This window comes from Sphingosinithalassobacter tenebrarum, assembly GCF_011057975.1.
Taxonomy (GTDB): domain Bacteria; phylum Pseudomonadota; class Alphaproteobacteria; order Sphingomonadales; family Sphingomonadaceae; genus Sphingomonas; species Sphingomonas tenebrarum.
The window spans coordinates 2,463,108-2,487,294 of sequence record NZ_CP049109.1 but is presented as its reverse complement, the minus strand read 5'-3'; the positions used below and the strand labels follow the sequence as shown (position 1 = coordinate 2,487,294).

The window sequence follows — 24,187 nt, the reverse complement described above, 5'->3', positions numbered from 1 at the left end:
GGGAGAGGAGTCGAGGCACCGCTATCGCTCACCCCGCCAGCGCCGCCTTCACCAGCCCGCTCGCCTTGCTCATGTCGAGCTCGGCGCCGTGGCGGCTTTTCAGCTCGGCCATCACCTTGCCCATGTCCTTCATGCCGCTGGCGCCGGTTTCGATCTTGATGACCTCGATCGCGTTGCGCGTTTCCTCCTCGCTCATCTGCGCGGGGAGGAAGCGTTCGATCACGGCGACTTCGGCCTCCTCGGCGGCGGCGAGTTCCTCGCGGCCGCCCTTGCGGTACATATCGATCGATTCGCGGCGCTGCTTCACCATTTTCTGAAGCACGTCGATCACCAGCGCGTTGTCGTCGGTCACGTCGGTGCCACGCATTTCGATGTCGCGATTCTTGATCGCGCTCTGGATCAGGCCGATCGTGGCACGGCTTTCCTTGTCGCCTGCCTTCATCGCGGCAATCTGGGCGGCTTTGATATCATCTCGGATCATGGTGTCTCTCGTGAGTCGGGTTTGCGCTGCTGATAGCGAGCCCGGACGAATGATGCGAGCAGTTGCGAGAGGCAGTTGACGCGCACGGGGCGGGGGTCTAGCGGACGGCCCTTAGCGACATTGCGAACAACCCCCGAAGGAGTGCCCGCCACGATGGCCGATGCCAAACGCATGCCCATGCCCGAAGGAGCGACGGGGGTATTGGTACTGGCATCGGGGGACGTGATCTGGGGGCGCGGTTTCGGCGCCGAGGGCCAGGCGGTCGGCGAAGTCTGCTTCAACACCGCGATGACCGGCTATCAGGAAGTGATGACCGACCCGAGCTATGCCGGGCAGATCATCACCTTCACTTTCCCGCATATCGGCAATGTCGGCACCAATGCCGAGGATATCGAGGCGGACGATCCCCATGCGCTGGGCATGATCGTGCGGCAGGACGTGACCGAGCCGAGCAATTTCCGCTCGGCGCAGCGGCTCGACGCGTGGATGGCGGCGCATGAACGCATCGGCCTGTCGGGCATCGACACCCGCGCGCTCACCCGGCGTATCCGCGAAGGCGGCGCGCCCAACGGCGTGATCGCGCACAGCAAGGACGGCAAGTTCGATCTCGACCTGCTGCTCCAGATGGCGCGCGAATGGCCGGGGCTGGAGGGGATGGACCTCGCCAAGGTGGTGAGCTGCGAGACGCATTATGGCTGGCAGGGCGGCATGTGGCGGCTTGGGGCCGGGTATGATGACAGCGAGGCGCCGACGTTCTCGACGGACGCTTCTCGACAGGGCTCGAAGCTGCTCGAACCCAACGGAAAAGAAGAACCGCTTGTCTCGAGCGCAGGTTCGAGCTTGTCGATAACCGATGTCGAGAGGCCTGTCTCGAGCCCCGTCGAGAGGCCCCATGTCGTCGCGATGGATTTCGGGTCGAAGCGCAACATCTTCCGAAATCTCGTAAAGGCCGGCGCGCGCGTCACCGTGCTGCCCGCCACCGCCACGTTCGACGAAGTGATGGCGCAGCAGCCCGACGGATTCTTCCTGTCGAACGGCCCGGGCGATCCCGCCGCGACGGGCGAATATGCCGTGCCGGTGATCCGCAAGATGCTCGAAAGCGGCAAGCCCTTGTTCGGCATCTGCCTCGGCCATCAGCTGCTCGGCCTCGCCGTCGGCGCGCAGACGACCAAGATGTTTCAGGGCCATCGCGGCGCCAATCATCCGGTGAAGCGCCTCAGCGACGGCGCGGTCGAGATCACCAGCATGAACCACGGCTTCGCGGTGACACGCGAGAGCCTGCCCGCCAATGCGCGCGAAACGCATGTGTCGCTGTTCGACGGCTCGAATGCCGGGATCGAACTGACCGACCGGCGGGCATTCAGCGTCCAATATCACCCCGAAGCCAGTCCGGGTCCGCAGGACAGCTTCTACCTGTTCGAGAAATTCGTGGAGATGATGCAATGAGCCTGAACGCAATCGAGCAGACGGCGCTGTCCTATTATCTGGCGACCGGCGCGAACGACCTCACCATCGCGACGCGCTGGTATCCGCATGGCGACCTGATCCTCGTCATCGAGGACAAGATCGCCGTCGCGACGCGCAAATTCGGCCGCAAGGTGAGCGGCAAGGCCAAGGCGCCCGCCGAGCAACTGCTCGACACGCTGATCGAGCGCGGCGCGTTCGAGACCAAGACCAACGAATTCGGCGGTTCGATGCACCAGTTTCAGGACGGCAAGTATCGCGAGGTGCTGAAGGACCTGCAGGCGAACGATCCGCTGGTGCAGGAGGCGGACGGGCCGGAATATTGGGAAGCGAAGTTCGGGGCGTTGGTTGGGGCGTGAGCGATAGGTTCGCCTTTGACCGCTTGCGCGAAACGCATGTCTCACTGTTCCACGGCTCGAACGCCGTGATTGAACTGACCGACCGTCAGGCTTTCAGCGTTCAATATCACCCCGAGGCGAGTCCGGGGCCGCAGGACAGCTTCTATCTGTTCGAGCGGTTTGTGGGAGGGCTGCGGTGAGCCGTATCGGTGGCTGGTGGCGTCTTTGGATTGCCGGCGCGGCACTTTTAATTCTTATCACCGGAGCGGTCGCCCTCTTTACTCAAGACCTCGAAGGCGATGGCGTTGGAAGTGCTTCTTGCGTTTCAGGGACGATCCGGGCGGGCTCGAGACAGGAGACTAGTTGGGTCGCTAACCCAAAATATTTTGGCACGGTCGCCGATCCGCGCCAACGGAAGCTGGGGGAAGTCGTTGACGAAGCTGCGGCTTGGGAACGACTGTTGAAGGCCAAAGGCATCGACAGCTCTGACGAGTATTCGCTGCCGATTAGCAGAAACATTCAGACCTTTTCCTGTGCTTCGTGGCGCGGCGTAAGCTCTTCAATTTTGTACGCGGCATTGGTTGCGTTCGCTGTGGCACTTGTTGGACTCGTGTTTCGGTGGATTTTTCGAGGTTTCAAGAAATAAATGCCCAAACGCACTGACATCTCCTCCATCCTCGTCATTGGCGCTGGTCCGATCATCATCGGTCAGGCGTGCGAGTTCGATTATTCGGGCACGCAGGCGATCAAGGCGCTCAAGGAAGAGGGCTATCGCATCGTCCTGGTCAATTCGAACCCGGCGACGATCATGACCGATCCCGAGCTGGCCGACGCGACCTATGTCGAGCCGATCACGCCGGCCGTCGTCGCGCGGATCATCGAGAAGGAGCGGCCCGACGCGGTCCTGCCGACGATGGGCGGGCAGACCGCGCTCAACACCGCGCTCGCGCTGTTTCGCGACGGCACGCTGGAGAAATTCGGCGTCACCATGATCGGCGCCGATGCCGATGCGATCGACAAGGCCGAGGATCGCCGCCGTTTCCGCGAGGCGATGGACAAGATCGGGCTGGAAAGCGCGCGCTCTGCCGTCGCGCACAGCATCGAGGAAGCGCTCGATGCGCTCGAATTCACCGGCCTGCCCGCGATCATCCGCCCCAGCTTCACCATGGGCGGCACCGGCGGCGGCGTGGCGTATAACAAGGACGAGTTCCTCAAGATCGTCGCCAGCGGGCTCGATGCGTCGCCGACCACCGAAGTGCTGATCGAGGAATCGCTGCTCGGCTGGAAGGAATATGAGATGGAAGTCGTCCGCGACCGTGCGGACAACGCCATCATCGTCTGCTCGATCGAGAATATCGATCCGATGGGCGTCCACACCGGCGATTCGATCACCGTCGCGCCCGCGCTGACGCTGACCGACAAGGAATATCAGGTGATGCGCAATGCCAGCATCGCCTGTCTGCGCGAAATCGGCGTCGAAACCGGCGGTTCGAACGTGCAGTTCGCGGTCAATCCCAAGGACGGCCGCCTGATCGTCATCGAAATGAATCCGCGCGTCAGCCGCTCCTCGGCGCTGGCGTCCAAGGCGACGGGCTTCCCGATCGCCAAGGTCGCGGCGAAGCTGGCGGTCGGCTATACGCTCGATGAGATCGAGAACGACATTACCGGCGTCACGCCCGCATCGTTCGAACCGACGATCGACTATGTCGTCACCAAGATCCCGCGCTTCGCGTTCGAGAAGTTCAAGGGCGCAGAGCCCTATCTCGGCACCGCGATGAAGTCGGTCGGCGAGGTCATGGCGATCGGCCGCTCGATCCATGAAAGCCTGCAAAAGGCGCTGCGCGGCCTCGAAACCGGGCTCAGCGGCTTCGACAATGTCGAGCGGCTTGCGGGCGCGACGCGCGACACGATCGTCGCGGCGCTGGGGATGGCGACGCCCGATCGGCTGCTGATGGTGGCGCAGGCGATGCGCGAGGGCTTCAGCCTCGAAGAGATCCAGGCGATCACCCACTACGACCCCTGGTTCCTGCAGCGCATCCGCGAGATCATCGATGCCGAACAGGGCGTGATGACCAACGGCCTGCCGCGCGACGCGGCCGGTATGCGAAAGCTCAAGGCAATGGGCTTTTCGGACAAGCGGCTCGCCTGGCTGGCGCTCAAATCCGCCAATATCCGCGAGGGTCTGGAAAGCGGTGCCGCAAGCGGCGGGGGCCTTGTCCACGAAGCGGTGAAGGCGATGACCGGCGGCGTCACCGAAGCCGAAGTGCGCAGGCTGCGCCACAAGCTCGGCGTGCGCCCCGTCTTCAAGCGGATCGACACCTGCGCCGCCGAATTCGAGGCGAAGACGCCCTATATGTATTCGAGCTACGAAGCGCCGAGCTTCGGCGAGCCCGAGAATGAGGCGATGCCGTCGGATCGCAAGAAGGTCGTGATCCTCGGCGGTGGCCCGAACCGGATCGGGCAGGGGATCGAGTTCGATTATTGCTGCTGCCACGCCTGTTTCGCGCTGGCCGATGCGGGCTATGAAACGATCATGGTCAACTGCAACCCGGAAACGGTGAGCACCGACTATGACACCTCCGACCGGCTCTATTTCGAGCCGCTGACGGTCGAGGACGTGCTCGAAATCCTCGCCGTCGAACAGTCGAAGGGTGAGTTGCTGGGCGTGATCGTCCAGTTCGGCGGGCAGACGCCGCTCAGCCTTGCCGCGGGCATCGAGGCCGCCGGCATCCCGATCCTCGGCACCTCGCCCGACGCGATCGATCTGGCCGAGGATCGCGAACGTTTCGCCAAGCTGGTCGGCAAGCTCGACCTCAAACAGCCCGCCAACGGCATCGCGCGCAGCCGCGAGGAAGCGATCGCGGTCGCCGAACGCATCGGCTATCCGGTGCTGATGCGCCCCAGCTTCGTGCTCGGCGGCCGGGCGATGGAAATCGTCGACGGGCGTGCGCAGCTCGAGGAATATATCGAAACCGCCGTGCAGGTGTCGGGCGATGCGCCGGTGCTGATCGACCAGTATCTGCGCGACGCGGTCGAAGTCGATGTCGATGCGCTTGCCGACGGCACCGATGTCGTCGTGTCGGGCGTGCTCCAGCATATCGAGGAAGCCGGCGTCCATTCGGGCGACAGCGCCTGCTCGATCCCGCCCTACAGCCTGCCGCCCGAGATCATCGCGGAAATCGAGCGCCAGACAGAGGCACTGGCGCGCGCGCTCGACGTTCGCGGCCTGATGAACATCCAGTTCGCGGTGAAGGATGGCGAGGTCTTCCTGATCGAAGTCAATCCGCGTGCGAGCCGCACCGTGCCCTTCGTCGCCAAGGCGATCGGCGCACCCATCGCCAAGATCGCGGCGCGCGTGATGGCCGGCGAGAAGCTGGCGGCAATTCCCAGGATCGACCGGTCGATGGACTATATCGCGGTCAAGGAAGCCGTCTTCCCCTGGGCGCGTTTCCCGGGAGTCGACCCGGTGCTCTCGCCGGAAATGAAGTCGACCGGCGAAGTCATGGGCCTCGACCGCGATTTCGGCACTGCCTTCGCCAAGGCGCAGCTCGGCGCGGGCGTAACGCTGCCGCAGTCGGGCACGGTCTTCGTCAGCCTGAAGGACAGCGACAAACCGGTCATCGTGCCGGGCGTGAAGACGCTGGTGGAAGCGGGCTTTTCGATCGTGGCCACCGGGGGCACGGCGGACTATCTGGCCGAACAGGGGTTGCCGGTCGAACGGATCAACAAGGTGCTCGAAGGGCGCCCGCATATCGTCGATCGGATCATGGACGGCGATATCGCGCTGATCTTCAATACCACCGAAGGCTGGCAGTCGCTGAAGGATTCGGCATCGATCCGCGCGTCGGCGCTGGCGCAGAAGGTGCCCTATTTCACCACCGCGCCCGCCAGCAACGCCGCGGCGGAGGCAATTGTGGCGCTCGCGCGGCAAAGTCTTGAAGTACGCCCGCTACAGTCCTATTATTCGCGTTCGCACGATTAATCCCCACAACCGGCGTTGATGTGCGGGCGGCTCCAGGGAGGGGTCGGCTGGTGGAGGGGCGTCTCCAGACGAAGGACGGATTTATGGCGACTGTCGACAAGATGCCGATGCTGGCCGAGGGCCATGAAAAGCTGACGGCGGAGCTCAAACGGCTCAAGGCGGAACGCCCGCTGATTGTCGACGCGATCGAGGAAGCGCGCGCGCATGGTGATCTTTCGGAAAATGCCGAATATCATGCCGCCAAGGAGCGTCAGGGCCAGGTAGAGGCGACGATCGCCGATATCGAGGACAAGCTGAGCCGTGCGCAAGTGATCGATCCCAAGGAGCTTTCGGGCGACAAGGTGGTGTTCGGCGCGACCGTGACGCTGCTCGACGAGGACGACAAGCCGGTGAAGTACCAGATTGTCGGCCAGACTGAGGCGGACGCAAAGACCGGCCGCATCAGCTACAGCTCGCCGCTCGGGCGCGCGCTGATCGGCCGCAAGGTCGACGACGAAGTCGAAGTGACGGTGCCGTCGGGCGACCGCTACTATCTGGTGTCCAAGATCGAATTCATCTGATCCCATGCCGTTTCAAATCCGCTCGGCCACTGCCGCGCTGGTGGTGGCCACAAGCGTGGTCACGCTGCTGGTGCAGGCGCTCGACCGGACGGGCTATTCGGCGATCTATGGCGGCTTCATTCCCGCGAGGCTCAGCGGAGCGGATTTGCCCGAAGGCTTCAGCGCGCTTCCCGCGTGGCTGACGCCGCTCAGCTGCACCTTCCTGCATGCAGGCGTTTTCCATCTCGGCATGAACATGCTGATGCTCGGGTTCACCGGCAAGGAAAGCGAGCGCGTGGTCGGTCCCGCCGGCCTTATCATCCTCTATGTCGTCGGCGCCTATGCCTCTGCCTTCGCACAATGGGCGATGGAGCCGATGGAAGTGATCCCGATGGTCGGCGCCAGCGGCGCTGCTTCAGCGATCGTCGGTGCCTATTCGCTTTATTACCGTAGAGCGGGCGCGAAGCGCGTACGCGCGATCGGGCCGATTCCCGCAAGCGTCGTCCATATCCTCTGGCTGGCCGTCGGCTGGACGCTGATCAACCTGCTGATGTGGTGGGCGCTGCTGGGCGAGGGGATGCAGATTGCGGCCGCGGCGCATGTCGGCGGATTTCTGGCCGGATTGATCCTCGCGCGGCCGCTGCTTTGGTGGCGGTGGCGCAACGCCTGACCGGCGCGCGCCACCACGACGTTCAGGCCGCCGGCTTGGTCGGGTCGAGGTCGGGCTCGAGCAGCCGGTGCAGATGCACGATGACATATTTCATTTCAGCATCGTCGACAGTGCGCTGCGCCGCGGCGCGCCACGCCTTTTCGGCGCTGGCATAGTCGGGAAAGATGCCGACGACGTCCAGCTTGGCGCTGGCGTCGAAATCGAGCGTGGTCGGATCGCTCACGCGACCGCCGAACACGAGATGCAATTTGCTCACACGAACCTCCGGGGGATTTGTCTAGGCACGCAGCCTTGTTAGCCGCAGCGTCTAGCCGTTGCGTTGCAGCATGCAATCCCCGGAACGTGCGTAGCGGGCTTATTCGGCCTTGGTCGCCGCCTTTTTCGCGGCACCCGCTGCGGTTTCCAGGATCTGCGACACGGTCTGCTTCGCAGCCGCCTTTGCGGGTAGCAGCTGGTTCAGCTCTTCCTTGCCGGCTTCGCGCGCGGCTTCGGCGGCGGCCTTGGCACCGTCGGCGAGTCGCTTGCCGACCGGGGCCAGCATTTCCTTCTCCTTGTGATGCCGCGGGATCAGGACGCCGATCAGCATGCCCAGCGCGACACCGCCCGCGAGCAGCGCCAGCGGATTTTCGCCGGCGGTTTCGGCGGTTTTGCGCGCTCGCTCTCCAGCCGCTTCGATCGAACGGCTTGCCGAGCCCTTGGCATTTTCGATCGCCTTGCCGGCGCTGTCGATCACGCCCTTGCGGTCTTCGGTAGTGGTCGCATCGCTCATCGCAGGATTCCTTTCATCCGATTGCTTCAACGCGACGTATCATCGCCGGTTGCATGTTCGATTTTCCGCTGGGCCACCTTGCGCCGGATCAATCGGCGCGACAGCAGCAATCCCAGCGCACCTGCCGCCGCGGCCACGGCCAAGGGGCGCCGGCGCACCAGCGACTTGGCACCGTCTGCGGCGCTCTCCATCGCATCCTGGGCGATGGTGCCGGGCGAAAGCCGGTTCTTCACAGTGCCCAGCGTCGCCATAAATTGTTGCCGTGCGTTGCGCGAACGCTCTTCGGCGAGGACGATTTCGCCCCTGTGTTCGGTCATGGTCGTCTTCCGTTGCGCGGTTTCAGCGCGGCAGTGATCTTGTCGCGGGCGAACATGGCCAGGAAATAGATCGCAACGCAGCACCCGCCGATGACGAGCAACGTCGCCAACCCGGCATGCATGAACGTGGCCAGCGTCAGGATCAGCCCGACCAGCAGCGCAATCAGCGTTGCGAAGCCGAGCACCGCCGCGATCGCGCCTGCGATCAGGCCATTGCGCGCAATCGCGAAACGTTGCGACGCCAGCGTGCGATAATAGTCGAACTCGGCGCGGCCATAGCTTTTGCCGTCCTCGACCAGTCGCGCGATCAGCGCTCCGATACTTTCCTCTTCGGGCTGATTCGATGCCACGCTGCCCCCCGAACCCCGATCAGGCTTCGTCGGTTTCGGACACGGCGTCGATGCCCGATTTGAGCAGCCGTGCGAAGACGAATCCAAGGGCAGCCGCAGTACCGACTGCGATCGCCGGGCTCTTCTTCACGAATTCGCCCGCTTCGGCGATCAGATCGTCGATTTCCTTGCCACGCAGCGATTCCGAGAAACCCGAAATACCTTCCGCTGCCGAACGGGCATATTTGCCGTATTCGGGACCGATCCGTTCATCGACGTCTCCGGCCGCATCGGTCATCAGCTTGGCAAACTCGTCCAGCGCGCCGGTTGCGCGTTGTTTGCCTTCATCTGCGAAACCGCGTGCGCGATCCGCAGCCTGATTCCCGAGCTTTGAAGCTTCTTTCTTGATATTGTCCGCTGCGCTGCGCTTGCCTGCACCGTCCTTTACAGGAGGCTCTGCAACCAGCGTGTCCGCAGGCGTTTCCGACGGTGTCGCGCCGGTTTCGGGAGTTTTCGAGGTAGCGCCCGCCTTGATCGGCTCGGCCGGGATTGCCTCGGGGGTTTTCTTGTCCGCCATCGCTCAGCCCTTTCCAGTCTTTCGATCAACAACCATGCCGCGCGAAACGAGTTCCCGCCTGCGTGCAATTGCCGATCGCCGTCGAAGCCGATAGAGCGCCAGCGTTCCGATCGGCGATCCGCCTTCTCTTACGTAGGGAGACCATTTCGTGACCGCAATCATCGACCTTCACGCACGCCAGATTCTCGACAGCCGGGGCAATCCCACGGTGGAAGTCGATGTGCTGCTCGAAGACGGCAGCTTTGGCCGTGCCGCAGTGCCTTCGGGCGCTTCCACGGGCGCGCATGAAGCCGTTGAAAAGCGCGACGGCGACAAGAGCCGCTGGATGGGCAAGGGTGTCGAACAGGCGGTCGATGCCGTGAACGGCGAGATCGCCGAAGCCGTGATCGGCATGGAAGCCGAGGACCAGGTCGATCTCGACATGGCGATGATCGAACTGGACGGTACGGCGAACAAGGGCCGGATCGGTGCCAATGCGATTCTGGGCGTCAGCCTGGCCGCGGCGAAGGCGGCGGCGGATGCGCGCGGACTGCCGCTCTATCGCTATGTCGGCGGGGTTTCGGCGATGACGCTGCCGGTGCCGATGATGAACATCATCAACGGCGGCGAACATGCCGACAATCCGATCGATTTCCAGGAATTCATGGTGATGCCGGTCGGCGCGGAAAATATTGTCGAGGCGGTTCGCTGCGGCTCGGAAATTTTCCACACGCTGAAAAAGAAGCTGCACGATCGCGGGCTTTCGACCTCGGTGGGCGACGAAGGCGGCTTCGCGCCGGCGCTCAATTCCACCACTGACGCGCTCGACGTGATTCTCGCCTCGATCGAAGCGGCCGGATACAAGCCGGGCGACGACGTGATGCTCGCGCTCGACTGCGCCTCGACCGAATTCTTCAAGGACGGCGCCTATGTGATGGAAGGTGAGGGCAAGACTCTTTCCCCGGCCGACATGGCCGACTATCTCGCCGATCTGGTCGACAAATATCCGATCCTCTCGATCGAGGACGGCATGGCCGAGGATGATTTCGAAGGCTGGAAGCTGCTGACCGACAAGATCGGCGACAAGGTTCAGCTCGTCGGCGACGACCTGTTCGTCACCAATCCAAAGCGGCTGGGGCAGGGGATCAAGGACGGTCTCGCCAATTCGCTGCTGGTGAAGGTCAATCAGATCGGCACGCTCACCGAAACGCTCGAGGCCGTGACGATGGCGCAGCGCGCGTCCTACACCGCCGTCATGTCGCACCGTTCGGGCGAGACCGAGGATGCGACGATCGCCGACCTGGCGGTCGCCACCAATTGCGGACAGATCAAGACCGGCAGCCTCGCCCGTTCGGACCGGCTGGCCAAATATAACCAGTTGATCCGCCTCGAAGAGGAGCTGGGGGATGCAGCCATCTACGCGGGACGTTCGATCCTGCGCTGATCGCCTTTACGCCGCCGCCGCGGCCTTGCTCGCGGCGGCGCTGTTGCTGCTCGTGCCTGGCACCGCCGCCGCGCAGCCAGCCGAACCATGCACCGAAGCGCGCGCCGATCGCGTCACGATCACGCGGCTGGCCGAGCGTCTGGGCGACTATGAAGGGCGATGCGTCGCCATCACCGGCATTGTTGCCGGATCTATCGTCTATGCCGATCAGGAGGCGATCTACACCGGCATGCTTCCCCGCAGCGAATTCGGCGACGCCAATCCCCGGCGGGTCGGACTGCGGCCGCCCTATCCCCGGCCCGGGATCGATACTCCGCCCGAGCCCGGATTCAGGCGCGCTACCGTTACTGGCCGGGTCCATGATTGCGGGCTCGATTGGGGCGTTGAGGAGCTGGAAGGCGGCGGCATGCTGATCTCGATGGGGTCGGGATACTGCCACTATAATCGCGGCGCCGTGATGGGGGTGACTTCGGTGCGATATGCCGAGCGGCTGATTCTGCCGCGTCGGATCGGGCCGGAAGCTGCCCGGCGGATCGGCAACATCGTGCCGGCGCCGGATGACTGGCAATATCGGGCCATATTCGAGCCGGTAGCAGCGGAATATCGCGCGGTGCTGGAATCAGGCGATGTCGATCGCTTCGCCGAAATGCATGGCCTGGAAGGCGCAGACCCGAAGGACTGGAGCCGGAACGATGACTATGCCGATCTCATCTGGATGCTGTCGGCGGTGTTTGCCGATAGCGGGGGGCTGGCCGATCTGCGGCGAGGGCGGCTCGGCGAGCCGGTGTTCTTTCTGGAACGCGACGGCGAGGGTGCCGAGGAGCCGCCATCGATGGTCATCGCGTGTTTCTTTCCGCCGGATTTCGAAAACGACAAGTGGCCGATCAGCACTGCCGATATCGGATCGCTGTCCTGGCGCCCATATGCGTGCATCGTGATCGACTATTTCGTCCGTGCCGGGGATCGCGATGCTGCTCCGTCCTGGAGTATCATCACTCCGGTCGATCTGTTCGGCTTCGTCGAACCCTAGGCGCAGGTCTCGGCAGCGGAGCGACTCGCCGGATTCCGTATCAATACGGCTTGATTAATGCGGATAGTTAAGCGAGAATCGGGGCATGTCGCGTAAGTCAACTGTTTCTTCGATCCTTCGCAGCGCGGGAATGCCCGCGGTGGCGCTGATTTCGATGGCCTTTTTCGGCTATTATGCCGTGCTGGGCCCGAACGGCGCGATGGCGCATCCCGAAGTTAAGCAGCAGCTTGAGGCCCGGCAGGCCGAATATCAGCGGCTCGACAAGCAGCGCGCCGATCTTAAGAACCGCGTCGACCTTCTCGATCCCGAGGGCGCCGATCCCGATTTGGTCGAGGAGCTTGCGCGCAAGAAGCTGAATGTCGCGCGGCCTGACGAGGTTATCGTTCCGCTCAAATAAGCGTGGAAATCTCCGGGGGGATGCAGAATGTTCGGGCGCTTGGTTTTTCTGGTTCCCTTGCCCTTCTCACTGCTTCCGCTGCGCCGCCTGCTTTGCCCGAAGCGCTGGGCCCGATCGGCCTCTGCGCTGCGCAGGAACAGGCTATCTTTCAGTGCACCAGCGGCATGCGCGTGATCGCCATATGCGCGGATTCGGCGCCGGCGCAGGGCTATGTTCAATATCGCTACGGCCAGCCCGGCAATATCGAGCTGCAGCATCCCGCCGCGCCGCAGGGGAGCGGCACGCTCGCTTATGCCACCACTGCCTATTCCGGCGGCGGCGAAGCGCAGATCTCCTTTTCCCGGGGACGCTACACCTATGTCGTCTATAGCCGAACGGTGCGGACCGGCTTCGGCCCCGAAGGCAATGCGCCTGAATTTTCCGCGGGCGTGACAGTGCTGCGCGACGGCACGCCGATCGTCCGCAAATCCTGCGACCGGCCGGAAACCGCGCGACTCGACGTGGCGGCGGCCCAGCATCGCTTGCCGGAAGCGGATTTCATCGAGCATCAATAACCAGGGTTTCGATTGCCCTGGGTGCAATCCATCGCGCATTGAACGCACGCCATGAATATGCGTTGACGTTGCGTAGCGCGTGGCAACACGCATATACGCTCCAATTCTGCCCAATCGGGACGTGAGGATATCTGTGGCAAAGACCCCGGCGACGCGCCGAAAAAGCGAACCTGCGAAACCCAATCGTGAACGGCCGAACGAACCGCAACGGTACAAGGCCGAGAAAGAGGAACTGCTCGAGCTCTACAAGCGGATGCTGCTCATCCGCCGGTTCGAGGAGAAGGCGGGGCAGCTTTACGGCCTCGGTCTGATCGGCGGTTTCTGCCACCTCTATATCGGTCAGGAAGCCGTCGCGGTCGGGCTTCAGTCGGCGCTCGATCACGAGAAGGATTCAGTGATCACCGGTTATCGCGATCACGGTCACATGCTTGCCTATGGCCTCGATCCCAAGGTGATCATGGCCGAACTCACCGGCCGCGAAGCCGGGATTTCGAAGGGCAAGGGCGGGTCGATGCACATGTTCTCGACCGACCACAAATTCTATGGCGGTCACGGCATTGTCGGCGCGCAGGTGCCGCTCGGCACCGGGCTCGCCTTCGCGCACAAATATAACGAGGACGGCGGCGTGACGCTCGCCTATTTCGGCGACGGTGCGGCCAATCAGGGCCAGGTCTACGAAGCCTTCAACATGGCCGAGCTTTGGAAACTGCCGATCGTTTTCGTGATCGAGAACAATCAGTATGCGATGGGCACCAGCGTCAATCGCTCCTCGGCCGAGGACCAGCTGTTCAAGCGCGGCGAAAGCTTCCGCATTCCCGGCATTCAGGTCGACGGGATGGACGTGCTCGCGGCACGCGGCGCGGCCGAGGAAGCGCTCAAATGGGTGCGCGACGGCAAGGGACCGATCATCCTCGAGATGAAGACCTATCGCTATCGCGGCCACTCGATGTCCGATCCTGCAAAGTATCGCAGCCGTGAGGAAGTCCAGTCGATCCGGGAAAAATCCGATCCGATCGAACATGCCAAGCGCGACCTGGAGGCCGTCGGCGTCAAGGAAGACGAGCTCAAGACGCTCGAAAAGGAAATCCGCAAGATCGTGAACGAAGCCGCCGATTTCGCCGAAACCACGCCCGAGCCCGATGCGGGCGAACTCTATACCGACGTGCTGGTGGAGAAATATTGAGATGGCCGTTGAAATCAAAATGCCGGCGCTCTCGCCCACGATGGAGGAAGGCACGCTCGCCAAATGGCTGGTGAAGGAAGGCGACACTGTCTCGGCCGGCGACATCATGGCGGAAATCGAGACCGACAAGGCGACGATGGAGTTCGAAGCCGTCGATGAAGGCACGATCGCCAAAATCCTGGTCGAAGCGGGTACCGACAATGTGAAGGTGGGCACCGTCATTGCGATGCTCGCCGAAGAGGATGAGGACGCCGCGGACGTGGAAGCGCCGGCGCCCGCCGCCGAAAAGCCCGCCCAGGCGGAAAAGGCGGCCGAATCCGAAGCGCCCAAGGCCAAGGAAGACAAGACCGGCGCCCAGCAGCTGGCCGACCGCAAGCCGGTCTCGGGCGATCCCGAAGTGCCTGAGGGCACCGAAATGGTTAAAACCACCATCCGCGAAGCGCTGCGCGACGCGATGGCCGAGGAAATGCGCGCCGATCCGCGCGTCTTCATCATGGGCGAGGAAGTCGCCGAGTATCAGGGCGCGTACAAGGTGACGCAGGGCCTGCTCGAGGAATTCGGCGGCAAGCGCGTGATCGACACGCCGATCACCGAATATGGCTTTGCCGGTGTCGGCACGGGCGCGGCGATGGGCGGCCTCAAGCCGATCGTCGAGTTCATGACGTTCAACTTCGCGATGCAGGCGATCGACCACATCATCAATTCGGCCGCGAAGACCAACTACATGTCGGGCGGCCAGATGCGCTGCCCGATCGTGTTCCGCGGTCCCAATGGCGCCGCCGCGCGCGTCGGCGCGCAGCATAGCCAGAATTACGGCCCCTGGTATGCCAGCGTGCCGGGGCTGATCGTGATCGCGCCTTATGACGCCGCCGACGCCAAGGGGCTCCTCAAGGCCGCGATCCGCAGCGAGGACCCGGTGGTCTTCCTCGAAAACGAGTTAATGTACGGCCGCACGTTTGAAGTGCCGCAGATGGATGATTTCGTGCTGCCGATCGGCAAGGCGCGGATCGTGCGACCGGGCGGCGACGTGACGCTCGTCTCCTATTCGATCGGCGTCGGTGTCGCGCTGGAGGCTGCCGAGACACTGGCGGGCGAGGGGATCGAGGCGGAAGTCGTCGACTTGCGCACGCTGCGTCCGCTCGACAAGGAGACAGTGCTCGCGAGCCTGAAGAAGACCAACCGCATGGTCGTGGTCGAGGAAGGCTGGCCGACCTGCTCGATCGCCAGCGAGATCACGACGATCGCGATGGAAGAAGGCTTTGACGATCTCGATGCGCCGGTGCTTCGCGTAACCAATGCCGATGTGCCGCTGCCCTATGCCGCCAATCTGGAGAAGATGGCGCTGGTCGACGCCGAAAGCGTCGTCAAGGCAGTGAAGAAGGTGACCTACACCGGCTAGCAGTCGGCGTCGAAGCCGGTTTGCGCAAGTGCGCGGCGAGACAGGGCCGGAAACGGACCAAAACCTCGCCGCGCGACTTGGGCTCGCAGGCTCAGTCGGCCATCGCCAGTGTTTCGGTCTTTCCGGCGTCGGTCAGGCTCACGGTGAAGCCCTGCGCGCGAACCTGGCCCGTACGGCCGCCAATGCCTTGCGACCATGTCAGGATGACCGCGTCCGGCTTCAGCATGGTTCCCCGGGGCAGGATTGCGTGCCCCTTGACCAGCACCTGCTGCAGGATCGCGAACGAGTTGTCGGATGACACCAGCGCCACGGTCATTCCCGTCCTGGTTTCCGGCGGAGCGATTTCGGCGGTCCAGGTGAGCATATAGGCCCCGTTGCCGACATCGGTAATCGATGCGCCGTCGTAAACCGCGGTATTGCCGGAATCCGTCGCTATCGTCGAACCCACGACCTTTCCGTTCTTGTCATATTTTGCGGCGGAAATGGTGAAGGTGTCCCACCAGTCGGTACCTTCGGTATGACGGTTGCTGCACCAGCTGACCGCGAGATTCTGATCGGAGAGGCAGGCGATGTTGGGGGCGTAGCAGCCGTTGCCGGATGGCGTGATCGCCGTGCCCTTATCGAGCGACTGCGACGACGAAATGATGCGCAGTTGAATCTCGTTCCCGTCATCGCCGGGCTGTTCCCAGGCCAGAACCGCGGTTCCGTCAGTGAAGCTGTCGATCTGCGGGCGAGACCCGGAAACGACATTTTCTGCTACGCGGGTCGCATCGCTGCACTGGCCCGTCGTCGCGGAATAGCGGCAGGCATAGACGGAGCTTTCCGATTCGAGCCGCTGCAGCCAGCAGAACACAATGTCGCCGTTGGCGCCGGCGGCCACTCCGGGGTACGCGGCAGTGCCCTCGGGGATCGGCAGGGTGAAGGTGTCGACATTGACCTCGCCGTTCTCGAGGATGATGCAGGCTTGGATCTTGTCCGCAGCAGACCAGGCGGCTGCCAACCGTCCGTCGCTCAGGCGCGCGAGGACGGGAAATCCGAAATTTCCCGTATCAGTGAGGAAGGCGATGTCACCGGCCGGGGCGCCTTGATCGTCGCACAGGCGAAATCCGATCTTGCTCAGTTCCGGCTCCGGGCCGGATCGCCAGATGATCGCAGCGCCTTTTCCTCTTGCTGCTACGCGCGACCAGTTGTCGCCGATCCCCGGCGTGGTTCCCGACGAAATTGTCGATGATTGCGAAATGGGTTTGATCTCTGCGGACATGATTCCTCCTTTTCCGAACAGTGTTCAGAAAAAAATGTGTTCAACGTTCGGAATAATTACGAATGCGCGCCGCTACCCGCTAAAGCACTTCGACTTTTTCTGATCGCGCATTTGAGGAGGCTATATAGAATTCTGAAAACCACAACTATACGACCGTACAGTCCGGGGGCTGTCGTTTGGGTGCCGCAATCAGCGCGGCTCAGAAGATTCCAAGATCCGCCGGACCAAAGGCGTGCGGAAGCAGTTCCGACAGGCGATAGGTCGCAACAGCATCGCCCTCTGCCGCTGCGCAGTGGATCGGCAGGTCGAGTCCGGCGAGCTGCGCCACTTCGTTGAGCACCTGGCGGCACCGCCCGCAGGGGCTGACAACGGCATCGCCGCGCATCCTACCGGCTTCGTCCATCGCGCCGCCCGTAACCGCCACCGCAACGATTTCGCGCAGCCGGCCCTGCGCATTGGCTGCCGCCACCGCGACCGTTTCGGCGCAGAGCGACAGGCCGTAGCTGGCATTTTCGAAATTGGTGCCAGTCAGCACGCTGCCGTCCCGCATCAACAGCGCCGCGCCTACCGCGAAACGCGAATAGGGGGCGTGCGCGTTAACGGCGGCCGCACGCGCGGCGGCGATGAGTTCGGCGGTATCGGGCGTTTCGGTCATGGCGCGGGGGCTATCACATTCCAGTTGATCGTGCCGCCCGCCCCTTTGACGCGGCGGATCGTTGTCGCCTGCCACAGCGTCCAGCGTCGCGCCAGATAGTCGGGTGGAAAAAAGCTCTGTACGGCCCATAGCCGGTTCGGAAAGGCCCGGCTGACGCCGTAGCGCTCTTCGAAACGCCGCGAGACGCGCAGCACCGGGGACTTGCCGAGATGGCGCTCGATGGCGGCCAGCAGCAGGTGCAGCTCGGTGAGGACCACGCGTCGATCCGGGTGGGCAGGGCAATCGTCGCGGAAATCCAGATCGACGGCGGCGGGAAGCTGGTCGCCGTGGCGCGGTACCGTGGTGACGAAATTCGACGCCTGATCGGAGGAAAGCTGGCAAAGCGAGAAGACGTGGATCGCGCCACGAGCGATGCCCGCCTCGTACATGCCCTGCCAATGCGTTTCGAAACGCGAGTCGTGCCGGTCCGCCCCGATCGTTGCGCGGGCATAGCCGAAACGGGCTCCGGCGGCTTTGAGTGCGAACCAGTGTGTCGATCCCTGGGTCTCGTCGATATCGACTCCCTGGACGGGGAAATCGCGTATGTCGGGCCGCCAGGTGATCGCGAAGAGCGAGGCGAGCAGGCCGATCAGCGCCAGCGCGAGCGCCACGCCCGCCATGATCCGAAACCGCCGGGCGAGGATGCGCGGCGCGATCAACGGCTCAGCCCTTGATGTGAAGCACGCAGATCAGCGTGAACAGCCGCCGGGCCGTGTCGAAATCGACATCGATCTTGCTCTCCAGCCGCTCCTTGAGCATTTCCGAGGCTTCGTTGTGAACGCCCCTCCGTGCCATGTCGACGGTCTCGATCTGCTGCGGCGTGGCATCGCGCAGCGCGCGATAATAGGAATCGCAGATCGCGAAATATTCGCGAATCGGCCTGCGAAAGCGCGCAAGGCCGAGAACATGCGTTTCGAGATGGCTGCCGTCGTCGCGCAGGATATCGATCACCAGCCGGCCTTCCTCGACCCGCAGATGGATGCGGTAGGGGCCCTTGTAGCCGTCGGCATGATCGCGCTGCGGGGCGAAGTGATTATGCTCGAGCAGGTCGCGAATGGCCACGCGCCGCTCCTGCTCGATATCGTCGGAGCGGCGTATGATGCTCCCTTCGTCGAGCGAGACTTCGATGATGCGCGTATCGGCCATGTCCAGCGCAGCTATCGGGGTAATCATCGCTTTCCACAAGCCCGGAGGATTGATGCCGGGCAATGATTGCGCGAGACTGGCGCAATGGCACAACCCATCCCACTGCCCACGGCGGATGCCGAGGACGGCACGACGCTGCCCCAGAATGTCGAGGCGGAAGCCGCGCTGCTGGGCGCGATGATGATCGATAACCGAGTCGCAGAGGATGTGATGCAGCGCATCCGGCCCGAGCATTTCTACGAGCCGCTGCACGGGCGGATTTTCGAGCAGATCGTGATGCTGGTGGGTGACAACCGGCTCGCCAATCCGGTGACGCTGCGCCCGTTATTCGCTGCGGACGAGGGGCTGAAACAGGTCGGCGGCACCGCCTATCTGGCGCAGCTTACCGCCAATCCGGCGAGCCTGATCGGTGCCAAGGCATTCGCCGACCAGATTTATGATCTCGCCATGCTTCGCGCGCTGGTGACGGTGGGGCGCGATATGGTCGAATCGGCGCTCGACACCAGCGAGGACATCAATCCGTCCAAGCAGATCGAAGACGCCGAATTGCGGCTTTATGAAGTCGCCGAAAAGGGCGAGACCGAGGGCGGGGCGAAGAGCTTTACGCGCTCGGCCGCGATGGCGGTGCGCAACACCGAACGCGCAATGAATTCGGGCGGCAGCGTTTCCGGGATCACCACGGGTTTTGCCGATCTCAACGCGATGATGGGCGGGTTCAACCGGTCGGACCTGATCATCCTCGCTGCCCGCCCGGCGATGGGGAAGAGCTCGCTTGCTTCGAACATCGCATTCAACGCGGCCAAGCGCTGGATGGACGACATGGAAGCCGGGATTGCCGAGGACAAGACGATCGGCGCGCCGACGGCGTTCTTCAGCCTCGAAATGTCGGCCGACCAGCTCGCCGGCCGTATCCTTTCCGAACAGTCGCAGATCCCTTCGGACAAGCTGCGTACGGGCAACATCAACCCCAGCGAGTTTCAGCGCTTCGCGCGCGCCGCCGCGGATCTCGAAAAACTGCCCTATTTCATCGATGATACGCCGGGCCTCACCATCGCGGCGTTGCGTACCCGCGCGCGGCGGATGAAACGCCAGCACAAGATCGGCATGATCATCGTCGACTATCTGCAGCTTCTGCAGGGCAGCGGCCGCCATTCGGGTGAGAACCGCGTTCAGGAAATCTCCGAAATCAGCCGCGGGCTCAAGACGCTTGCCAAGGAACTCGACGTGCCGGTGGTGGCGCTCTCGCAGCTCAGCCGTGCGGTGGAAAGCCGCGAGGACAAGCGCCCGCAGCTGGCCGACCTTCGCGAATCGGGATCGATCGAGCAGGACGCTGACATCGTCCTCTTCATCTATCGCGAGGAATATTATCACGATTTCAAGATGCCGCGCGCGCCCGACGGCAATTCGAGCGCGGACGAAATCACCAAATATCAGGCATGGCAGGACGAACAGCTGCGCGTCGCCAACAAGGCGACGGTGATCGTGGCCAAGCAACGCCACGGCGCGACCGGCGCAGTCGATCTGCGTTTCGACCGTCAGTACACCAAGTTCAGCGATATGGTGCCCGACGGCTATTGAGCCCGATCAGCCGCCGATCCGTTCGAGGATGATGTCGAGATTTTCCTCCCGCGTGCGATATTGCTCTGCCGCGCTGGTGCCGATCAGCGCGCGTGCCTGCCCCATGCCCAGCGAGGAAAACAGCGCGGCGTCGAGCGGGGAGACCGGGCGTTCCAGTTTCGCCGCCAGGACCCGTCCGCTCGTCTGGCCGCGCAAATAGCGTAGCTGGCTGGCGAAGATGGCCAGGTTCGAATCGCGCGCCGCCGCGACGATCATGTCATCAATCGCGCGCAGCATCGGTTCGGGGGCCTCACCATCATGCGGCTGGTCGGACCAGAGGCCGGCCTGGTGAGGCTGCCAGGCAGTTGAAGATTCAGGCGGCACAACGCGGCGGTAAATGGCATCGAAGGCGGCGCGGAGCAGCGCATCGCGCGTGCGAAACTTGTAGGAGACGAACCCGAGCGTCACATCGGCGCGCGCGGCCACGGCGCGGTGCGTCAGATTGCCAAGTCCGCCTTCGGCCACCAGGTCCGCCGCGGCGTATGCGATTGCTTCGCCGGCTGCGTCGAGAGGCTGCGTTTGGGGGCGGGTGCGCTCGGCCTCCTCGCGTGCGAAACGCCGCCAGGGGCCTTCGGCGGCAAGCGAGCCGTGCATCCAGCGAACCCAGCCTTCGCAGCTTTCGGTCAGACAGGCGCGATCGATCGCGCGCCGCCAGCGGATGAGGTGTAACAGGCTCTCACCCTCGCAATATTGCGCAGTCAGCGTGCCGGCATCCGCCATCCCGCACCGCGCGCAGATATCCCTCCAGAAATGCGACCAGAGCTCGGTCCATTCGCGGCAGTAGATCAGATAGGCCGGATTGCGTCCGGCGAGCAGCTGGCATTCGCGCCAGCCAAAGGCGAGTGCGCGCTGGTCGGTGCACCAATCGTCGATCACGGCGGCCATCACCGGGGCCAGCGCGCGCGGATCGGCGTTCTTGATCGGAAGCTGCGTCAGCTGATCCTGCATCCAGCGGGCGGTGCGCGCGAGAATTTCACGGAACGTGGCGTGCGACAACTGTTCCAGATTTCCGAAGTGATAGTAGATGCTCGAGACGGGGGTTCCCGCCGTCAGTGCAAGCGAGCGTGCGGAAACGGCGGCATGGCCTTCCGTTTCCAGCGAGTCGATCATCGCCCCGACCAGGCGATCATTTTTTGCCAGCGCGTCTTCATTGGCCAGTTGCATGCAGCGCAATCCTTCAGGCGTCATCGGCTCCCGCTGTCCGGCTATGTCTCGGCCGCTGGCGGGTTTTCCCGATCCTCTCCACTCGAGGACTCATGGCGCAGCGCCGATCCGGGGGCAACAGTCACAATTTCGACCTTGATACGACGCGCCGATGCAATACAACTGTTCTTCAGCTGACATACAATCGTTCTAATTGGCCGCCGACTCATTGTCGGGGGAAGATTGTGAACACCTATTGCAGCAAGCGTAGTCGCCAGTGGTTGCTGGCTGGAAGTGCCCTGTTCCTCGCCATCGCCGCACAGCCGGCATCGGCGCAGCAGAGTGAGGCGGAACCGATCGAGGGAGAGGAAATCACTGTCTTCGCACCGATCCTCGATGCCCAGGAAGCCGCGCTCGAGCAGCAGCGCAATGCCGACAATCTCGTGAACATCATCGCGTCGGACACGGTCGGCCGTTTCCCGGACCAGAATTCGGCGGCGGCGCTGGCGCGGCTTCCCGCCGTGGCGGTGCAGCGCGACCAGGGGCAGGAACGCTATATCCAGGTCCGCGGCGCGCCCAATCGCTGGACCAGCGTGTCGTTCGACGGTGTGCCGGTGATCGGCGTCGACGAAGGCGGCAATACGCGCGCCTTCCGGTTCGATGCGGTGCCGGCGGTCATTCTCGATTCGATCGCGGTGAACAAGTCGCTCACCCCGGATCTTCCCGCTGAAGCGGTTGTCGCGCAGATCGACCTGCGGACCTATTCGCCGTTCGAACAGAGCGGCCTCGCCGTGCAGGCGGACCTCGGCTATGGCTGGATGGAACTGGGCGGCGGCGAGCAGCGTCAGGGATCGGCGCGGCTCTCCTGGTCGAACGACAGCATCGGCTTCGTGATCGGCGGCTCGCACTATCGCCGCCATCAGACCACCGACAATCGCGAATTCGGCTATACTGGCGATCTGCTCGATAGCTATGACGTGCGCAGCTACAAGCTGGTGCGCGAGAATAACGGCGCGACCGCGGGTGTGGAGTGGCACCCGGATACGCAGTCGCGGGTGTTCGCCAACTTCGTCTATTCCGATTTCAGCGACGACGAAGAGCGCAACATGTACACCTTCCAGCTCGCCAATGCGCTGGGCGGAACACGCACGCCGACCGGCGGCGACCTGATCGGCGTTCCGGTTCGCTCGACGGCCGAATATGGTGAGTATCGCACGCGCAACTATATCGCGACGATCGGCGGCGACGTCGAAGGCGATGACTGGCGGGCGAAGCTGCGCCTCAACTATACGCGCACCGAGAACACCACCTATCTGCCGCTGATCCTCGAAAACCAGCAGTTCAATCCGCTGCTGCGCCCGTCGATGACCTATGACCTGTCCGATCCGAATTTCCCGATCGCCCAGCTTTACACGACGGTCCCGGGCGCCACGCCGGGCAGCTATGCGCGCGGAACGGCACTGACCGCGCTCGATCAAAGCGCATTCGATTTCGTCATCGGCCTGCCGATCGTGAGCGATACCTTTTCGGACAGCTATGTCGCCAAGGCAGACTTCGTCCGCGAGTTCGAAGCCGTCACGGTGAAGGCCGGTGTCCAGTATGACGACCGGGCGATCAGCGGCAACACGATCGCGCAGAGCAATGCCGTGCTTCTGACGGCCTATCTCCCGGCGGTCGGCATGACGATCAACCCGGCCGACTATGTCACCGGCGAAGCCTGGGAATCGAATTTTCCGCGCGGCTTCGACCTGACCTATCTCGACAACAAGGGATTCCGCACCGATTTCGAGAACGGCCTTGTCGCGCTTGAGGCCGCCGGCCTGTACGATCCGGCGGATAACGTGCCTGCGGTCAATCTCTATGACATCGAAGAGCAATTGCTTGCCGGCTATGCGATGGCGAAGTGGGAATTCGGCACCGGACAGGTCGTCGCGGGTGCACGGGTCGAGCATTACGCCCGCACCAGCCACGGCTTCATCGTCGACGACAGCGGCGTACCGGCGCCGCTCTCGGTGGATTTCACCGCGACTGACATCTTCCCGTCGGTTAATGCCAAATTCGATCTGACGCAGGATCTGGTGTTCCGCATTTCGGGTCAGCGCGGCACGGCGCGCCCGAGTTTCGGCCAGATCCGCACCGGCGCCTCGATCAGCGACGTGACCACGCCGGGTACGGTGAGCGGCGGCAATCCGCTGCTTCGCCCGGAATATACCTGGGGCACCGACGCGTCGCTCGAATATTATCTCTCCGGCGCGGGCGTGATCTCGATCAGCGGCTTTTATCGCTGGGTCGACAATGTCCTGTACGACAGCCAGGACGTGATCACCGACGATACGTATGACAGCCCCGGGATCGATCGCACCGGCTATCGTTTCGTGTCGAGCTTCAACGGCAGTAACGGCAAGCTCTACGGCGTCGAGCTTTCCTATCTCCAGCAATGGGATTTCCTTCCCGGCGCGCTTTCGGGCTTCGGTTTCCAGGGCAATATCGCGCTTCTCGACGGCAGCTTCGATACGCCCTCGCGTCAGGACGTGCCGTTCCCGGGCACGTCGAAGACGGTGGTCAATGCATCGCTCTTCTATGAGAAGTACGGCATCTCGGCGCGCGTCAGCTATCAGTGGCGCGACGACTGGCCCGATACGCTCGGCGGGCTCGGCCTGGGTTCGGGCGGCGACGAATATCGCAAGGGCTACGGCAATCTCGACGTCGCGCTGCGTTACGCACTGACGCCGAACTTCACGCTGTTCGCCGATCTCAACAATCTGACGGACGAAACCTACGTCGCTTACGAAGGCAGTGTCGATCGGCCCAGCGAAGTGGAACAGATCGGCCGCCGCTTCCTGTTCGGCGTGCGCGTGAATTATTGAGGAGAGG

Annotated in this window: 25 protein-coding genes and 1 pseudogene; 15 read left to right on the top strand and 11 right to left on the bottom strand. The window is 63.3% G+C overall.

Going from position 1 to position 24,187, the window contains the following annotated elements; translation table 11 throughout:
- Positions 1-28: 28 nt before the first annotated feature.
- On the bottom strand, positions 29-481 hold the full coding sequence (locus tag G5C33_RS12310; protein WP_165327484.1) for a GatB/YqeY domain-containing protein: 453 nt from the start codon (positions 479-481) through the stop codon (positions 29-31).
- 153 nt (positions 482-634) lie between these two features.
- On the opposite strand from G5C33_RS12310, the gene carA reads away from it, so the two are divergent.
- From carA to G5C33_RS12275, 7 genes and pseudogenes are all read left to right on the top strand, one after another.
- Complete coding sequence (gene carA, locus G5C33_RS12305) at positions 635-1,927, top strand: glutamine-hydrolyzing carbamoyl-phosphate synthase small subunit (RefSeq protein WP_165327483.1); 1,293 nt, start codon at positions 635-637, stop codon at positions 1,925-1,927.
- A complete protein-coding gene (locus tag G5C33_RS12300) occupies positions 1,924-2,304 on the top strand; it encodes a hypothetical protein (protein WP_165327482.1) in 381 nt (126 codons plus the stop codon). Before carA ends, G5C33_RS12300 begins: the two co-directional genes overlap by 4 nt.
- 26 nt (positions 2,305-2,330) lie before the next feature.
- A pseudogene (locus G5C33_RS12295) lies at positions 2,331-2,483 on the top strand (glutamine amidotransferase-related protein); the annotation flags it as partial.
- The gene (locus G5C33_RS12290; protein ID WP_165327481.1) at positions 2,480-2,929 is read left to right on the top strand and encodes a hypothetical protein; all 450 of its coding nucleotides are present in this window, start codon (positions 2,480-2,482) and stop codon (positions 2,927-2,929) included. The pseudogene G5C33_RS12295 and the gene G5C33_RS12290, both read left to right, overlap by 4 nt.
- The gene (gene carB, locus G5C33_RS12285; RefSeq protein WP_165327480.1) at positions 2,930-6,265 is read left to right on the top strand and encodes a carbamoyl-phosphate synthase large subunit; all 3,336 of its coding nucleotides are present in this window, start codon (positions 2,930-2,932) and stop codon (positions 6,263-6,265) included.
- An 83-nt stretch (positions 6,266-6,348) separates the two neighbouring features.
- Positions 6,349-6,825, top strand: coding sequence for a transcription elongation factor GreA (greA, locus tag G5C33_RS12280; protein ID WP_165327479.1), 477 nt, complete (start codon positions 6,349-6,351; stop codon positions 6,823-6,825).
- A gap of 4 nt (positions 6,826-6,829) precedes the next feature.
- Complete coding sequence (locus G5C33_RS12275; RefSeq protein ID WP_165327478.1) at positions 6,830-7,474, top strand: rhomboid family intramembrane serine protease; 645 nt, start codon at positions 6,830-6,832, stop codon at positions 7,472-7,474.
- 22 nt (positions 7,475-7,496) lie between these two features.
- On the opposite strand, the gene G5C33_RS12270 is transcribed toward G5C33_RS12275, so the two are convergent.
- From G5C33_RS12270 to G5C33_RS12250, 5 genes are all read right to left on the bottom strand, one after another.
- Positions 7,497-7,730 (bottom strand): DUF4170 domain-containing protein, encoded by a 234-nt coding sequence (locus G5C33_RS12270; protein WP_165327477.1) that lies wholly within the window; start codon positions 7,728-7,730, stop codon positions 7,497-7,499.
- A gap of 99 nt (positions 7,731-7,829) precedes the next feature.
- Positions 7,830-8,243, bottom strand: coding sequence for a hypothetical protein (locus G5C33_RS12265; protein ID WP_228275054.1), 414 nt, complete (start codon positions 8,241-8,243; stop codon positions 7,830-7,832).
- 26 nt (positions 8,244-8,269) lie between these two features.
- Positions 8,270-8,560, bottom strand: coding sequence for a hypothetical protein (locus tag G5C33_RS12260; RefSeq protein WP_165327476.1), 291 nt, complete (start codon positions 8,558-8,560; stop codon positions 8,270-8,272).
- Positions 8,557-8,910 (bottom strand): phage holin family protein, encoded by a 354-nt coding sequence (locus G5C33_RS12255; protein WP_165327475.1) that lies wholly within the window; start codon positions 8,908-8,910, stop codon positions 8,557-8,559. The genes G5C33_RS12260 and G5C33_RS12255 overlap by 4 nt, the downstream gene beginning before the upstream one ends.
- Positions 8,911-8,929: 19 nt before the next feature.
- Positions 8,930-9,466 carry a hypothetical protein gene (locus G5C33_RS12250; RefSeq protein ID WP_165327474.1) on the bottom strand — a complete coding sequence of 179 codons (537 nt, stop codon included), beginning with the start codon at positions 9,464-9,466 and terminating at the stop codon, positions 8,930-8,932.
- Positions 9,467-9,614: 148 nt separating this feature from the next.
- Between G5C33_RS12250 and eno the strand changes: the two genes are divergently transcribed.
- From eno to G5C33_RS12220, 6 genes are all read left to right on the top strand, one after another.
- Complete coding sequence (gene eno / locus G5C33_RS12245; RefSeq protein ID WP_165327473.1) at positions 9,615-10,889, top strand: phosphopyruvate hydratase; 1,275 nt, start codon at positions 9,615-9,617, stop codon at positions 10,887-10,889.
- Complete coding sequence (locus G5C33_RS12240) at positions 10,852-11,919, top strand: hypothetical protein (RefSeq protein ID WP_165327472.1); 1,068 nt, start codon at positions 10,852-10,854, stop codon at positions 11,917-11,919. The genes eno and G5C33_RS12240 overlap by 38 nt, the downstream gene beginning before the upstream one ends.
- Positions 11,920-12,004: 85 nt before the next feature.
- Positions 12,005-12,316, top strand: a complete 312-nt coding sequence (locus tag G5C33_RS12235; RefSeq protein ID WP_165327471.1) for an FtsB family cell division protein — start codon at positions 12,005-12,007, stop codon at positions 12,314-12,316.
- 92 nt (positions 12,317-12,408) lie between these two features.
- Positions 12,409-12,870, top strand: coding sequence for a hypothetical protein (locus tag G5C33_RS12230; RefSeq protein ID WP_165327470.1), 462 nt, complete (start codon positions 12,409-12,411; stop codon positions 12,868-12,870).
- Between the two features lie 133 nt (positions 12,871-13,003).
- Positions 13,004-14,053: a pyruvate dehydrogenase (acetyl-transferring) E1 component subunit alpha gene (pdhA, locus tag G5C33_RS12225; protein ID WP_165327469.1), complete on the top strand. Its 1,050-nt coding sequence runs from the start codon at positions 13,004-13,006 to the stop codon at positions 14,051-14,053.
- 1 nt (position 14,054) lies between these two features.
- Positions 14,055-15,452, top strand: a complete 1,398-nt coding sequence (locus G5C33_RS12220) for a pyruvate dehydrogenase complex E1 component subunit beta (RefSeq protein WP_165327468.1) — start codon at positions 14,055-14,057, stop codon at positions 15,450-15,452.
- A 91-nt stretch (positions 15,453-15,543) separates the two neighbouring features.
- On the opposite strand, the gene G5C33_RS12215 is transcribed toward G5C33_RS12220, so the two are convergent.
- The 4 genes from G5C33_RS12215 to G5C33_RS12200 form a co-directional block, all read right to left on the bottom strand.
- Positions 15,544-16,713: a hypothetical protein gene (locus G5C33_RS12215; RefSeq protein WP_165327467.1), complete on the bottom strand. Its 1,170-nt coding sequence runs from the start codon at positions 16,711-16,713 to the stop codon at positions 15,544-15,546.
- 199 nt (positions 16,714-16,912) lie between these two features.
- Positions 16,913-17,368 (bottom strand): cytidine deaminase, encoded by a 456-nt coding sequence (locus tag G5C33_RS12210; RefSeq protein WP_266095904.1) that lies wholly within the window; start codon positions 17,366-17,368, stop codon positions 16,913-16,915.
- Entirely contained in the window at positions 17,365-18,066 is a 702-nt protein-coding gene (locus G5C33_RS19365) for a glycoside hydrolase family 25 protein (RefSeq protein WP_228275052.1), read from the bottom strand. The genes G5C33_RS12210 and G5C33_RS19365 overlap by 4 nt, the downstream gene beginning before the upstream one ends.
- A 4-nt stretch (positions 18,067-18,070) precedes the next feature.
- Complete coding sequence (locus G5C33_RS12200; RefSeq protein ID WP_165328846.1) at positions 18,071-18,553, bottom strand: UPF0262 family protein; 483 nt, start codon at positions 18,551-18,553, stop codon at positions 18,071-18,073.
- Positions 18,554-18,637: 84 nt separating this feature from the next.
- On the opposite strand from G5C33_RS12200, the gene G5C33_RS12195 reads away from it, so the two are divergent.
- Entirely contained in the window at positions 18,638-20,131 is a 1,494-nt protein-coding gene (locus G5C33_RS12195) for a replicative DNA helicase (RefSeq protein WP_165327464.1), read from the top strand.
- 6 nt (positions 20,132-20,137) lie between these two features.
- Here G5C33_RS12195 and G5C33_RS12190 read toward each other — a convergent pair whose 3' ends face one another.
- Complete coding sequence (locus G5C33_RS12190; RefSeq protein ID WP_165327463.1) at positions 20,138-21,334, bottom strand: TetR/AcrR family transcriptional regulator; 1,197 nt, start codon at positions 21,332-21,334, stop codon at positions 20,138-20,140.
- Positions 21,335-21,594: 260 nt separating this feature from the next.
- On the opposite strand from G5C33_RS12190, the gene G5C33_RS12185 reads away from it, so the two are divergent.
- The gene (locus tag G5C33_RS12185; protein WP_228275051.1) at positions 21,595-24,180 is read left to right on the top strand and encodes a TonB-dependent receptor; all 2,586 of its coding nucleotides are present in this window, start codon (positions 21,595-21,597) and stop codon (positions 24,178-24,180) included.
- Positions 24,181-24,187: the final 7 nt, after the last annotated feature.

Coding starts and splice junctions, on each gene's coding strand:
- G5C33_RS12275 (WP_165327478.1), top strand. CDS start 6,830: ATGCCGTTTCAAATCCGCTCGGCCACTGCCGCGCTGGTGGTGGCCACA.
- G5C33_RS12260 (WP_165327476.1), bottom strand. CDS start 8,560: ATGACCGAACACAGGGGCGAAATCGTCCTCGCCGAAGAGCGTTCGCGC.
- carB (WP_165327480.1), top strand. CDS start 2,930: ATGCCCAAACGCACTGACATCTCCTCCATCCTCGTCATTGGCGCTGGT.
- G5C33_RS12195 (WP_165327464.1), top strand. CDS start 18,638: ATGGCACAACCCATCCCACTGCCCACGGCGGATGCCGAGGACGGCACG.
- G5C33_RS12265 (WP_228275054.1), bottom strand. CDS start 8,243: ATGAGCGATGCGACCACTACCGAAGACCGCAAGGGCGTGATCGACAGC.
- G5C33_RS12300 (WP_165327482.1), top strand. CDS start 1,924: ATGAGCCTGAACGCAATCGAGCAGACGGCGCTGTCCTATTATCTGGCG.
- carA (WP_165327483.1), top strand. CDS start 635: ATGGCCGATGCCAAACGCATGCCCATGCCCGAAGGAGCGACGGGGGTA.
- G5C33_RS12215 (WP_165327467.1), bottom strand. CDS start 16,713: ATGTCCGCAGAGATCAAACCCATTTCGCAATCATCGACAATTTCGTCG.
- G5C33_RS12190 (WP_165327463.1), bottom strand. CDS start 21,334: ATGCAACTGGCCAATGAAGACGCGCTGGCAAAAAATGATCGCCTGGTC.
- G5C33_RS12210 (WP_266095904.1), bottom strand. CDS start 17,368: ATGACCGAAACGCCCGATACCGCCGAACTCATCGCCGCCGCGCGTGCG.
- greA (WP_165327479.1), top strand. CDS start 6,349: ATGGCGACTGTCGACAAGATGCCGATGCTGGCCGAGGGCCATGAAAAG.
- G5C33_RS12235 (WP_165327471.1), top strand. CDS start 12,005: ATGTCGCGTAAGTCAACTGTTTCTTCGATCCTTCGCAGCGCGGGAATG.
- G5C33_RS12200 (WP_165328846.1), bottom strand. CDS start 18,553: ATGGCCGATACGCGCATCATCGAAGTCTCGCTCGACGAAGGGAGCATC.
- G5C33_RS12310 (WP_165327484.1), bottom strand. CDS start 481: ATGATCCGAGATGATATCAAAGCCGCCCAGATTGCCGCGATGAAGGCA.
- G5C33_RS12240 (WP_165327472.1), top strand. CDS start 10,852: ATGCAGCCATCTACGCGGGACGTTCGATCCTGCGCTGATCGCCTTTAC.
- G5C33_RS12250 (WP_165327474.1), bottom strand. CDS start 9,466: ATGGCGGACAAGAAAACCCCCGAGGCAATCCCGGCCGAGCCGATCAAG.
- G5C33_RS12220 (WP_165327468.1), top strand. CDS start 14,055: ATGGCCGTTGAAATCAAAATGCCGGCGCTCTCGCCCACGATGGAGGAA.